Source organism: Kineobactrum sediminis (assembly GCF_002868715.1).
In the GTDB taxonomy this organism is placed as follows: domain Bacteria; phylum Pseudomonadota; class Gammaproteobacteria; order Pseudomonadales; family Halieaceae; genus Kineobactrum; species Kineobactrum sediminis.
This window is the reverse complement of sequence record NZ_PKLZ01000008.1, coordinates 550,023-562,368: the sequence shown is the minus strand read 5'-3', so window position 1 is coordinate 562,368 and position 12,346 is coordinate 550,023. Positions and strand designations below refer to the sequence as shown.

The window sequence follows — 12,346 nt, the reverse complement described above, 5'->3', positions numbered from 1 at the left end:
TATTTAGCCGTTTTAGAACCGTCCGTGGAAGCGGGGTAGAACCCAGAGCAGTTCTCGGGATGGGAGAAAGGATGTATTTTCGGAAGAGAGAGCTGAGAGAATTAACTGGATCCGAGCGACTCTAGAGTCGCCTGCAGCCAACTGGAAGGCAGGATGGAATAATAAGTTAAAAAGGACCGAACACTCCAGACGAGTGGCCATTCTGCACGACGACTACGTAGTCGTCATACGGTTGAAAGTGAACGGAGAAAATCTGCAGGCTGAGTTCGTAACCGCCTTCGTGGCAGATAACTCCCTCGGTAAGATTCTCGCTGGGGAGCAATGGAATCGAGAGCAATGTTTTAGAGAACTCTCGTGAAGTTTGGTGGCCGCTGATTTGCCAGGCTGGCTCAGCAGACCGAAGCCTCTGTAAGTTCCACGCCGATTGGCTAAGAACCGAGATGGAATATAGCAGGCCGCCAGACGAAAAAAAAGCCCAGCGTTCGCCGCTTTTATACCATTTTGGAATAACCGTAAGAGATCTAGTATTAACACTAAGCCATGGAAAGCAGGAGACCACTGAAATATTCATCGAGGCGTAGGATAGATTGACGGTTTTGAATCCAGCGTAGCCACTGTAGCAACCGTATCATACGACTCTAACAAAACGGCTCGTTGTGTTTGCACTGGACTCTTCCTTACCATACCTTTACCAGACAACCAAACCAGAACAACAGTAAAGGCTCAAGGATGGCTGACAGCCGGGAAACGCAATTCCAGCAGGACATCATCACCCAGATGGTGGCTGAGGGCTGGCTGACAGGCCCTGCCAGTGGCTATGACCGCACCACAGCCCTGTATACGGAAGATCTCCTGGCCTTCTATCAGGAAGCCTACCCGGGCCCCTGGCAGAAGTTCAGTAAGAACAACCCCCAGGACCCTGCGGGTGCGCTGGTAAAAGCGGTCGTCAGAGAGCTGGACCGGCATGGCACCCTGGAAGTACTGCGCCATGGCTTCAAGGTGCCGGGGGTAAAGATTGACCTGTGCAGCTTCCGCCCTGACCATGGCATGAACCCCGAGGCCCAGGCGCGGTATGTCGCCAATCGCCTGCGTGTAGTGCAGGAGGTGTCTTACTCACCCCATGCACGGGAGGGTGAGTACAACCCGCGCCTGGACCTGGTGTTATTCGTCAATGGTATTCCCACCGCGACCTTAGAGCTCAAGAGTCAGTTCAAGCAATCGGTGGAGAACGCCAAACGGCAATACCGGCAGGACCGGCCACCAAAGGATCCCATAACCCGCAAGCAGGAGCCGCTGCTGAGCTTCAAGCGCGGCGCCCTGGTGCACTTTGCGGTGAGCCAGGCAGAGGTGGCCATGGCTACCAAGCTTGATGGCAAGGCGACCTACTTCCTGCCGTTTAACCGGGGCAGTCTTGAGGGTGGCGCCGGCAATCCGCCCGCACCGGACGGCGACACCTACGCTACCGGCTATCTGTGGCAGGAAGTGTTTCAGAGGGATGCCTGGCTGACTATTCTCGGGCGCTTCCTGCACCTGGACCGTAAGGAGGTCACTCACTTCAACGGAACCAGGGGAGTTAAGGAATCACTCATCTTCCCCCGCTACCATCAGTGGCAGGTGGTTAACCGGCTGGTTGAGGCGACTCGTACTGAGGGTGCGGGGCAGAAGTATCTGATACAGCACAGTGCCGGCTCCGGTAAATCCAATTCAATAGCCTGGGTCGCGCACCAGCTTGCTTCGCTCTACGATGAGAGCGGCGACAACAAGCTCTTTAATTCTGTTGTGGTGGTAACGGACCGCACGGTGCTGGATAGCCAGCTGCAGGACACCATTTACCAGTTCGAGCATGCTCAGGGGGTGGTGCTGCGTGTTACCCGCGACATCGGCAACCAGAGCAAGTCGGAACAGCTGGCGGAGGCACTGGCCAACCAGACCCGGATCATCATTGTTACCATACAGACCTTCCCGGCCCTATTTGATGCCCTGGACAAATACCCGGAGCTTACCAGCGGTCGGTATGCAGTGATCGCAGATGAGGCTCACTCCTCACAGACAGGTTCCTCGGCCACCAAGCTGAAAGCCATCCTGGGTGCTGACAGGCCGGAGGGGGATGAGGTCAGTGCCGAGGACCTGCTGGATGCCGCGGTACAGTCGCGCAAGCCCAGCGAGACCATCAGCTACTATGCCTTTACCGCTACGCCCAAGGCGAAGACCCTGGAGCTGTTCGGGCGGCCACCCAATCCAGAGCTACCCTCGGGCTCGAACAATCTGCCGGAACCCTTTCACCTGTATTCAATGCGCCAGGCCATCGACGAAGGTTTTATCCTGGATGTGCTGCGTCGCTACACCACCTATAACACCGCATGGAAGCTGTCTCATCCCCATGCGGACGGTACTGAGGTGGAGTCCCGCAAAGCCTCCGCCAAGCTCGCTCGATGGGTTCGGCTACATCCCTACAATATCAGCCAGCGGGTTGAGATTATTGTGGAGCACTTCCGTGAGCATATTCGCCACCTGCTGGACGGGCAGGCGAAGGCCATGGTGGTCACCGGCAGCCGCCAGGAGGCAGTGCGCTATGCGCTGGCCATGCGCCAGTACGCCACTGATAGAGGCTACCAGGACGTGCACCCGTTAGTGGCCTTCTCTGGCACTGTGCCGGCCGATGAGGTCATTCCGGAGGAAGTGTCCGAAACCAGTAGTTTGCTTAACCCGGGTCTCAAGAGCCGGGACCTTGCCGATGCGTTTGATACCGCCGATTTCAATGTGATGATCGCCGCCAACAAGTACCAGACCGGTTTTGATCAGCCCAAGCTGTGCGCCATGTACGTCGACAAGAAGTTGCAGGGCGTTGACTGTGTGCAGACCCTCTCCCGGCTGAATCGAACCTTCCCCGGCAAGGAAACCTTCATCCTGGACTTCTTCAACGACACCCAGGATATTCTCGATGCTTTCGCACCTTACTATGGCAAGGCTGAACTGGAGGATGTCTCGGACACTCAGGTGGTCTATGACATCCAGAAGACTCTGGATCAGGAGGGTATTTACCATGGCGAGGAGGTTGCCGGCTTTGCCACCGCCTTCTTTGACCCCAAGGCGCCTGCGTCAAAGCTGAGCTTCTACTGCCAGCCGGCGGTGAATCGCTTCAGTGTGCGCTACAAGGCCGCTGTGGAGGATGTACGGCTGTGGGGCCAGAGCAGTGCCGCAGCTGAAGGAACGGGCGACAGGGAAGGTCTTGCCCGGGCTGAGCGGGAGCATCAGGAAGCAGGCAAGGCCCGCGACGCCCTGGAGCTGTTCCGCAAAAACCTGCAGAGCTTCGTCCGCGCCTATGAGTTCCTGTCACAGATTGTGCACTACGACGATCCGGAGCTTGAGCAGCTTTGCGTTTACGCCAGACACCTGTACCCATTACTGCGCATCGACCGGCTGGAAGAAGACCAGATTGATGTTACCGAACTCTCCCTTACGCATTACCGGCTGACCAAGCGGGCAGAGCTTGAATTGCGTATTGCCGATGAAGAAGGTGAGTACGGACTTAAGCCCCTCACCGAAGTGGGGTCGGGCAAGCCCTACGACCCAGAGAAGGAGCGGCTCTCCGAGATCATCAACAAACTCAACGAACTCTTTGGAGCCGAGGTGGGCGACGACGACCAGTTACATTTTGCCAATGGCATTGCTGACCGCATTGAGCGCGACGAAGAAGTCATGGCCCAGATCCGTAACCATTCCCGGGACAAGATCATGCATGGACTGTTCCCGAAGCGGGTTCTTGATGCGGTGCTGGATGCGTTGGGAGATAATGAGAAATTGTCACTGCCCATTCTCGACAGCGACGAGTGCGGACGCCATTTTGCCATGACGATTCTGCAGGTGCTGGCGATGCGGGATATTCATGCTGGGGCGTTAATGGGGAGCTCGGGTGCCTAGCCTGGGAGCATGAAGCAAATTTATTTGATCACATATCCCACGGGGAAAATTTACGTCGGCAAAGACAGTATCGGCAGTCATAGGTATTTTGGTAGCCCGGACATGAGAGTGGTCAACGACGACTTTGCCAGCTTGCCGGATTCCATCAAAAAATATTATATCGTCAGGAAGCAAGTCCTGTGAGAGCTGTTCGGAAGCCGAGCTTTCAAAGAAAGAAGTAGAATACATCCGAGCTTATAACGCGAATGATCCCATGGTTGGCTACAATCGATGGCCTCGCTTCACCGGCTCTTAACAACGCGCCGGACGTCGCTGCAAAGCGCAGGGTACTTCCTATCAACGTAAAAACGATCAAAGTCTGCTCGGATGTAGCCGCGTAATGACCTGCAAGCGGATTCCCGCGTATCTTGGCGGGGCTCTCTGTTGCCAATGAGCAGCCCGTGGAGCGGCGCGGACAGTACACGTCGGCTGAGGACGAGGTGCGAGCGAGGGAACGGGGACTACCGTCTGACCCGAATCCCATTACTCCGTATGGTTAACGAAAGAGCGCCTGATGCGGGCCTTCCCTGGGCCCTACAGAGGTCATATGCGGTTTCTTTAAGTTCAGGCCTAGCGAGTTAGGAACATGCAAACACCTTTCGATTTTTTGGAGCGAACAAAAAGTGCTGTAGAACATTTACTCGATGGCATAAACGAATACATAGCCATCTTGAATCCCGCAGCGGGGCCAATCCTCGTGGGTATATATAAAACTCAAGCGGAACGAGGAGCAGCCATGGCAAGATGGATAAAATATAATCAATCCGAATTCCAGCAGGCTCAGCAAGTTCAACGCGACTACATGGCTGAGCAAGATGCCATGGGTGTGCTGTGTGGTTCACTTCTTCAAATTGCGGCAGTAGGTGTCGAGCGATACGGAAGAAATCAAATTATTCCCGGCAATATCTATCCCTCGATCAAGGCAGGGTCTCGCCAAGAAAAGTTTTGCACTGGAAGACTGATCCGTAATGTCCAGCTCGGGTTGGTCATCTACGCAGCCCGAAACCAATACAACCACTTGGATGAACTCGAACTTCATAAAACTAGCACCGCAGTAATGAATTTATTAGCAACAGAACATGATTATGGTCCAGGAATACGCGATCCAGCATACGACATGCAAAACCGTCAGCTGGATAATTACCTTCAGTGTTTCGATCCTATGATTAACACAGCCGCTAAAAGGGAGTCCGTTGAAGATCCAAATCCGAGCCTCGGCCACTCCAGACGCCTCTATGCGGAATGTCGGGTCTAGCTCGGAAGTGTCCTCGCCAGATTTAATCTCATTAACTCGCCTCGACCCGATACCCGACCGATAGCCGTTAGTAGTGCGCCCGATACTATACCCGCCGACAATCTTGCCGATCTATTCCGGACTTACGCGCTGAATATTGGGTTTCATGTAGTTTTACCGCGAGACCGCGAGTCCGCTCGGTAGATGGCAGGGCTGTCAGCGTTAGAGGCGACCTCTTCACAATGCCGAGCCGCCGCGAGGCCGCGTCTACACTGAGCCGGTCAGGGGTGTCATAGTAGTCATAGCTAGATTTTAAAAAGATAAGTAGGAGTATTTTTAGCGGTTATCACGGTCGTGACACGCGCAAAAGTGTTTAAATTAGGGTGACAGCCATGACAGCCATGACAGCCATGACACAAGCCAGTAGTTTGGGTGGATGCGCGCTGTGATGTTGCTATGGTCCGGAATACGCAGTCGTTAGTGGCTGCCAAAACGAGTTCTGCCGCCAGCCAGCCTGGTGAGGGGCGGCTGGCGGCAGTTACAGGTGGGTTCCGGCACTTAATGGCCAATGGATCACGCGTCGTTATCCTGTTCCCCCCAGTCATGTGGCTGCCCCAGCGCCTGTTCAAACTGGCGTCTGGCTGCGGAGAGCGTGGGCATCAGGTATCCCTTCACCCGTCTGCCATCAACCGTGGGTCGCGTGGGACTCAGGTTAACGAAACTTTTTATTTTTTTACCGAATATAGCCAGGGTGCATGGGTAACGTTCCCCGAGTTTCCTGGCGTTATTGAGGTAGTAGTCATGGAGGCGGCCTGAGCCAGCAAAAGCAGGCCATGCGTTCTGCCTATGAGCACTAAATGCTGCTGCCGACTCGAGGTTGCCACTACTATCGCAAGGGCCAATGCCGCCTTCGTCAAGCACGTCAAGCCACCAGCGTTCAACCGACGACAATGATAGTTCTTTTTGCTCGGCCAGGGCAGCGGTGCGCGGAAACTGCCGGATTTCTACGCCAGATAGGTCTCGGCTCAGCAGTTCGTGCAGCAGCGCCTCCCGGCCACCAGTGTCCATCTGTTGCTGTAGTGTGGCGAAATACGTGTGGTCCTGGATGTGTGTATCGGCCACTTGCAGCACGAAAAATCGACGCTCCTCTAAACCGGCAGGGACGGCCCAGTCACTATTGGTCGCCATGATGACTCGGGTGTAGTTGCCCAGCTCAATCACGCCTTGATATTTTTGCTCGTACTGCCGCCGGGGTTCTGTGATCAAAGTCTTGAGGGTGCCTTCCTGCTCTTTGTTGCCTCCCCAAATGACCTCGTCTGCAAATACAAGAACAGCATTCTGGAGATGGCCGTTAAAGCGCCCCAGCAGGTGCTCACGGCTGGTTACATGCCGGAAATGGTTACCAAAAATACGGCCAAAGTTTAATGCCACCACACCCTTTCCGGTACCCTGCCGTCCTTTCATGACGACCGCGACACCTGGTAATTTTCCCGGGAACTGGACGAGATGAGCCATCCAGTTCAGCAGGTAGTCATAGCACGCGTCATTACCGGAGCATATGTTGACACGAAGGTGCTCCAGGAACAGGGAGCAATCTCCGGAGCGCGGTTCCACGTCGAGTCCTCGCCATAGGTTGTAGACATCGTCGTTCGCCGCCGTGGTGGAAGGGTCGAAGGTGATGTCCGAATATGACCGGCGAGTAGGGTGGCTCATCCAACAACTGCCTAGGGGTTTACCTTCAAACTGATGGTTATTATAAAAATTTCGAAAATCGGAGGGCCCCATGAAGTCCACCCCGCGTTCCCGTTCACGCAGCACGAGGGTTTTGCCGCCGACCGTAACGACCGCATGGTCCCGGTTCAGTGCCGCTATCTCCTTGGGTACTACGCGGGCCTCTGCCCGCTTCCGAGCGTCGGTTTTCTTGATTGACGCGTAGGTCATTTGGACCTTTTTCGTGGGAAGAGGAGGGCTGCAGCACGTTTTATTCCAGTCAGTGAGTATTGCCACTGCCTCATCGTCGCTGCACCCCTGGCTAATGAGCCGACCGGCATAGCTTGCCAGCGCGCTGGTGCGTTGGCCGTCGTGGTAGACCTGCTCTGGCTTGAATGGCGGTAAACTTGCGGCTGACGCCGCCTCTGGAGGTTCCTCGTACAGTTCTAGCCCACGGGTTATTGTCTCCACGGTATAGGCAGGATGATGGGACAGTCTCTCAATTCTGGTCAAGAAAGGCTCAGAGAGCTTGCCCGTGACCTTGTCGAGCTTCCTGTGGTAATACCCTGGGACGCGCATTATGCGCGGCAGGTCATTTACTGACGGATCTCCATTGAACCTGGCAGCGAGGCGCCGCTGTAACGTGGTGAACTCGTCCAGGTTGCAATCGCTGACCAGGTAGTAGGCGTGCCATTTCCCCCGGCTGCTTTCCACAATCATATGCGGCTGCAGGCCCGCAGACAGTACGGGTTCGAGCGGCGGGCCGTCCAGATCAAGAAAAAGGGATCTTACCCTGGTAATATTTGCCGCGCTTCGCCCTTTGCCGTCAGTTTCATTGACGCAAGCAAAAATGCCCATTCCAGCGGCGTTTAATTGGCCGAGCTGGTCCTGCACTTTGGACAGTGTGCCATGCAGTATCCTGGGCTGGCCCGCTTTGAGCGGTATCACTTGGAAGGTGTGTGTGTCGCCGGGGTTACTGGCGAGGTGGTCTATGAAGCGGGCTGCGTCGCTCATTGTTGGCCCCCCATTTCTAGGAGGCTGTAGGATATGGCGATTTGGTTTTGATCATCCCAATCAAACTCGTAATCGGCAATTTCAACCGTAGTTACTTCAAACTTGGTTTTGTCCAGCCTGCTGGCCACGCTAGCGGGGTACTGAATGCCGAGTGTCCTCAGTTCATCTGAGGTTTTAGGCCCAGTGCTCAGCGCTGCTTTAAAGAGAGCGATATCCTGCTGGCATATTTCTCGGGGGACGTTTTTGAGGCTTGGGCTCGCTATATCTACAAGCATCTTGATGTCAGTTCTGGCGGCGAGCTCCGTGATCGTATTCGGACAGCCTGGATATTCGGCTAGTTCTGAAACTGCCACTGCGTGTTGTACTTTGCTATGGAAGTCCATGGCGCTTAACGCTCGGCTGTAGGCATTTCTGTGCTCGCAGCACAACACGGCGCGGGTTTCTGCTAATAGCTCTGCCCTTAATAGTGCCTTTATATGGCATGTTGTCTTTAGCGGCTTGAGAAACCGCGCATCATGCCCATGGTCAGCGCACGCATTCCATATGTCGTTGTTGTAGTAAAAGGCTTCACGTGATCCGCCGGAGAGGATGGGATTGATTATTTTGTAGGGTAGGCTCCGGCTTATATCAGAGCCTCTAGGCCTGATAGTGCGTTTGGCCAGGAGGTTAATGATGGAATCCGTGATTGGATGATTGCGGGTAGTTTTCATGGGTTGTGTCGCCTTTGTCGTGTTGGTTGAGTAGAAGTGATGTGGACCTGAAAAAACTGACATGATCGGCATCATTTATTTCCCCCTGCTGGCTGTCTTGATGCGATGAATGCCTGGATATCGGTTGCTCGCCACGCCACTGTGCGCGTACTGATCTGAAGGCTCCTCGGGAACTGGCACCGCTTTTCTAGGCGCCAGGCTGTAGTGCGGGATATGCCTGTCATGCTCTGGACTTCAGGCCAGCGCAGGAGGCGGTCTTGCTGATGTGAATGCATGCGATTGCTCCGCGTTTCGGGTGTTGACGCCATTAAACAACGGCCACCGGATGCGTAGCGCTACGCATAGAAAAATAGCTACACGACCGACTACGCGTCCGCCCATGAGGTATGCCTCAACCGGGCTAGGCGGAGCTAGATATGAAATGAAGCGGGGGAGGGGGGTAATTCATCAGCTGAGGGATATCGTGCTACGTTAGCTGGCCGGAGATCATATCGGGAAGGGGGTAGAAGGGCGGCCAGATAAGTTTAGCCGCGTCCCGAGGGTCCATTGCAAATCAGTGGGATCTGGTGGTAACTGAGGCTACTGCTGCCTTCGATAGTAGGTAGCAGCCACGCTCCGATATGCCAAGCTCTCTTATGTGGGGGTGGTTTGGTATCCAGTGAACTTCTGTTCTATGACTGCTTTCCGACCGTGTCCTCGTCTGTCGAAGAGTTTTGGTAGAGGAAAACTTACGTTCAGCGCGGTCGCTGCTTCCTTAGGCGTCTACTGAATGTCGCCTTCGTATACTCCGTTTTCCTCGATTCGAAGTGTGTTGTCCAGTAGCTGAGCGCCAGGCATGGCGGCCTACTTCCGGGAGGGCCTGGTTCGAAGGTAATTGCAAAGGTGTTGTCGTCCTGATGGTAGAAATCTTGCCAGCCTGGCGCCCGTTGGTAGAATCGATCCCAAGCATCTGCAGGTGAGATTTCTGGGTGACCTTTCAAAATATCATCGATAATCATGTCTACCACTTTGTTATAGACATACACTCTCCCGGGCTGGCCGCCGGAGTGACGGGCCCTAGTCGTAGCTTCTGTTAGCACGCTAATCTTCTCCGCTGGACGGTTATCGTTATTTTCCTCTGTCGTCTGTCCCTGGGGGGGGTGCTCAAGACCGATGAGTATATCCCACGCGGGGTGATCGCCCCTTTCGATGGTTGCAGGGGAATAGTCAATAATATTGCTTACATGATCGTATCCGCAAAATTTCTCGTAGCACGCCAAAAACGGTGTGGTTAAGGTGCCATCGTCGAGACGCATACCAGCGCTACGTAAACCTTCAATGAGAGCCGATCCGTGGAGAAGAGATTCCACTGGTAAGACATCCTGCTCAGTTTCAAGTGCCTCCCTTCCGAGGATACCCTGTTCGGGTTCAAGTTCAGACAAGATGACATCAAGCACTCGGTCGAGTACCCCCTTTTTCTCTAGCCACTTCAAATGTCTGATGCGTGCAGTGGCCTCGGGCGAGTCTTTTTTTCCATCGCAACCGATAGCACGAAGGTCGTTTTTTTTTCTCTGGTTACCCATTTTTCCGTCCCGTCTTAGCTATTAGTTTTTCCGGTGCGTACAATTGATATCACGATTGCTCGACGAGCAGAAGCTCGCCCAGTCTGCCATAAGCTGTTTCCGTAGATCGAAGAGATCGCCCCGGCGATAGGCGCGCTCCACAGCATCCCCGACCGTATGCGCCAGGCACAGCTCGCAGGCCTCCCGGGGGTAGGTTGTCTGCTCTGCAGACCAGTCGCGGAACGTGGACCGGAATCCATGGACCGTAATCTCCTGTTCACCTATCCGCCTTAAAACAGCGGTTAGCGACATATCCGACATCGGGGCGCCATTCTTGCTGCCTGGAAACACGAGAGGGTTTTTTGCCACTCGTGGGAGCGCTTGGAGCAGCTCAATCGCCGCATCGGTTAGCGGTACGCGGTGTTCTTTCCCTGTTTTCATGCGGCTGCCGGGTATGGTCCACGTACCCTGGTTGAGATTGATCTCGTCCCATGTTGCGCCGCGTACTTCACCCGATCGCGCAGCCGTTAATATTGTAAACTCCAATGCTCTGGCGCCCATGCCGGCACGCTTTCTGAGTATCGTAATAAACTCAGGTAATCGATGGTAGGGTAAAGCGGGGTGGTGTTTGACTGCGGTGACCTTGCGTACAGGGGGGAATATATGGTCCAGGTGGCCGCGCCACCTGGCGGGGTTCTCACCTTCCCGGAACTTACTGACCGTCGCCCAGCTGATGATATTCTCCATACGGCTCCGCACCCGGGACGCAGTTTCCGACTTGACGTGCCAAATAGGTTCCAGGACGGAGACTATATGTGGTGTATCTATCTCATTAACTGCCATACTGCCAATTTTGGGGTAGACGTAGGTGTTCAGCGTCGCTTCCCACTGCGAAGCATGTTTGGCGTTCTTCCATCCGTGCCGCTTTGACTCGATAAAGGCATCTGCACACTGTTTAAATGTACGCTTGAACTCTTCAGTGGCTTTTTCTTCTTGGCGCTTCGACTGGGCCTCGCGCATAGGGTCAATTGGGTTGACGGGGTCTTTAACCTTGATCACCAACTCTCGGGCCACGTCTCTGGCCCGAGCCAGAGTGAGGCCCCTCAACGGGCCCAATGACATATTTCGGCGGGTGCCGTCAGGTGCCACATACCGGAAGATCCAGTTACGGCTATTCCCCCTCACGAACAGGTATAAATTTCCACCATCGGCATGCCAGCCATTTGGCAGGCCCTTCAATGATATCGGTTTTAACTTCCCCGGTAGGTGGTCTCGCTTTGTCATCAGATCCCTCTCCTGTATACCATATTGTATACCATTTTGAGTGAGATGTAGTGAAGTGTCTTGAAACCTTATGGAACGTTATGTTCTGATAAGTCATTGATTATAAAAAATAAATAAATCTCTTATGAAATCTTATGATACCTTATGGAACGTCGGGAAGGCGGACTCTCTCTCCGCCATTTTCATATAAGATTTAAAATCAATAATTTAAAACGAAATCTTTCAAATACTCACCAACCTACCCGGCAAATAATAAGCGCTCGGTAGGGTCTAGAATGGCCCCCGCTATCACCGATCCCACACTAAGGTCTCATTATCGTAGTGGATTCGTTGATGGTTGCTTCGATGGTAGCACAGGCGTCCAGCAGAGCATTGAACGGAAGTGCGTCACCAACCATGACCTCGTCAGCGATCATGGCTTCATAATCTTTGGCAAGGGCAGTTCTCGCATCGCCGTCTGGAACGAGCTTCAGCTTCCCCGTCGTTGCTGCGAAATAGTCAATGGTTTCGCCGTCCATGTCTTTTTCGATAAAGAAAAGTGACTTGTGCTCAGCAACAGTTGAGGCAATTGCGTGATTCGATATTGCAGCAGCGTAATGTTGGCTGCGACTGATCGCGGCCAGGTCGTGCCAATGTCTAGCATAACGCTCTCCGCGGAGACGGCCCTGGGCGCAGAATACGTGGGCAGCCGTCGCTTTTTCCCAGAACGTTCGAGCAAGGCTCATGACCTGTGGTGATGCAGTTGGGAATTCGATCTCAGCCAGGTGCTCGGCAATGTCGCATTCTACAGATTGTCTTTCGTGCGGCTCGCCCGTTGCTCTACCGCCGAATTCCAGTGTGACAACCGGCGCTATATACCCCGTTGGTCTTTCTGACCGAGTTCAAAAAAACTC

At 54.1% G+C, this 12,346-nt stretch carries 8 protein-coding genes; 2 read left to right on the top strand and 6 right to left on the bottom strand.

Annotated features, from left to right (window positions below; genetic code table 11):
* The first annotated feature begins 729 nt into the window (after positions 1-729).
* Together CWI75_RS12305 and CWI75_RS12295 are read left to right on the top strand one after the other, a co-directional pair.
* The gene (locus CWI75_RS12305) at positions 730-3,921 is read left to right on the top strand and encodes a type I restriction endonuclease subunit R (RefSeq protein WP_101521777.1); all 3,192 of its coding nucleotides are present in this window, start codon (positions 730-732) and stop codon (positions 3,919-3,921) included.
* A 625-nt stretch (positions 3,922-4,546) separates the two neighbouring features.
* Positions 4,547-5,215: a hypothetical protein gene (locus tag CWI75_RS12295; RefSeq protein WP_101521776.1), complete on the top strand. Its 669-nt coding sequence runs from the start codon at positions 4,547-4,549 to the stop codon at positions 5,213-5,215.
* A 552-nt stretch (positions 5,216-5,767) separates the two neighbouring features.
* On the opposite strand, the gene CWI75_RS12290 is transcribed toward CWI75_RS12295, so the two are convergent.
* From CWI75_RS12290 to CWI75_RS12265, 6 genes are all read right to left on the bottom strand, one after another.
* Entirely contained in the window at positions 5,768-7,918 is a 2,151-nt protein-coding gene (locus CWI75_RS12290) for a DUF5906 domain-containing protein (protein WP_101521775.1), read from the bottom strand.
* A complete protein-coding gene (locus CWI75_RS12285; protein ID WP_146003590.1) occupies positions 7,915-8,628 on the bottom strand; it encodes a hypothetical protein in 714 nt (237 codons plus the stop codon). The genes CWI75_RS12290 and CWI75_RS12285 overlap by 4 nt, the downstream gene beginning before the upstream one ends.
* Positions 8,629-8,699: 71 nt before the next feature.
* The gene (locus CWI75_RS18920; protein ID WP_101521773.1) at positions 8,700-8,903 is read right to left on the bottom strand and encodes a helix-turn-helix transcriptional regulator; all 204 of its coding nucleotides are present in this window, start codon (positions 8,901-8,903) and stop codon (positions 8,700-8,702) included.
* A gap of 459 nt (positions 8,904-9,362) precedes the next feature.
* On the bottom strand, positions 9,363-10,190 hold the full coding sequence (locus CWI75_RS12275) for a hypothetical protein (RefSeq protein WP_101521772.1): 828 nt from the start codon (positions 10,188-10,190) through the stop codon (positions 9,363-9,365).
* A 21-nt stretch (positions 10,191-10,211) separates the two neighbouring features.
* Positions 10,212-11,453, bottom strand: a complete 1,242-nt coding sequence (locus tag CWI75_RS12270) for a tyrosine-type recombinase/integrase (protein ID WP_101521771.1) — start codon at positions 11,451-11,453, stop codon at positions 10,212-10,214.
* 302 nt (positions 11,454-11,755) lie between these two features.
* Positions 11,756-12,307, bottom strand: a complete 552-nt coding sequence (locus CWI75_RS12265) for a nucleotidyl transferase AbiEii/AbiGii toxin family protein (RefSeq protein ID WP_101521770.1) — start codon at positions 12,305-12,307, stop codon at positions 11,756-11,758.
* Positions 12,308-12,346: the final 39 nt, after the last annotated feature.

Excerpts from the sequence above, each read along its gene's own strand:
- CWI75_RS12305 (WP_101521777.1), top strand. The coding sequence starts at position 730 with ATGGCTGACAGCCGGGAAACGCAATTCCAGCAGGACATCATCACCCAG.
- CWI75_RS12295 (WP_101521776.1), top strand. The coding sequence starts at position 4,547 with ATGCAAACACCTTTCGATTTTTTGGAGCGAACAAAAAGTGCTGTAGAA.
- CWI75_RS12290 (WP_101521775.1), bottom strand. The coding sequence starts at position 7,918 with ATGAGCGACGCAGCCCGCTTCATAGACCACCTCGCCAGTAACCCCGGC.
- CWI75_RS12285 (WP_146003590.1), bottom strand. The coding sequence starts at position 8,628 with ATGAAAACTACCCGCAATCATCCAATCACGGATTCCATCATTAACCTC.
- CWI75_RS18920 (WP_101521773.1), bottom strand. The coding sequence starts at position 8,903 with ATGCATTCACATCAGCAAGACCGCCTCCTGCGCTGGCCTGAAGTCCAG.
- CWI75_RS12275 (WP_101521772.1), bottom strand. The coding sequence starts at position 10,190 with ATGGGTAACCAGAGAAAAAAAAACGACCTTCGTGCTATCGGTTGCGAT.
- CWI75_RS12270 (WP_101521771.1), bottom strand. The coding sequence starts at position 11,453 with ATGACAAAGCGAGACCACCTACCGGGGAAGTTAAAACCGATATCATTG.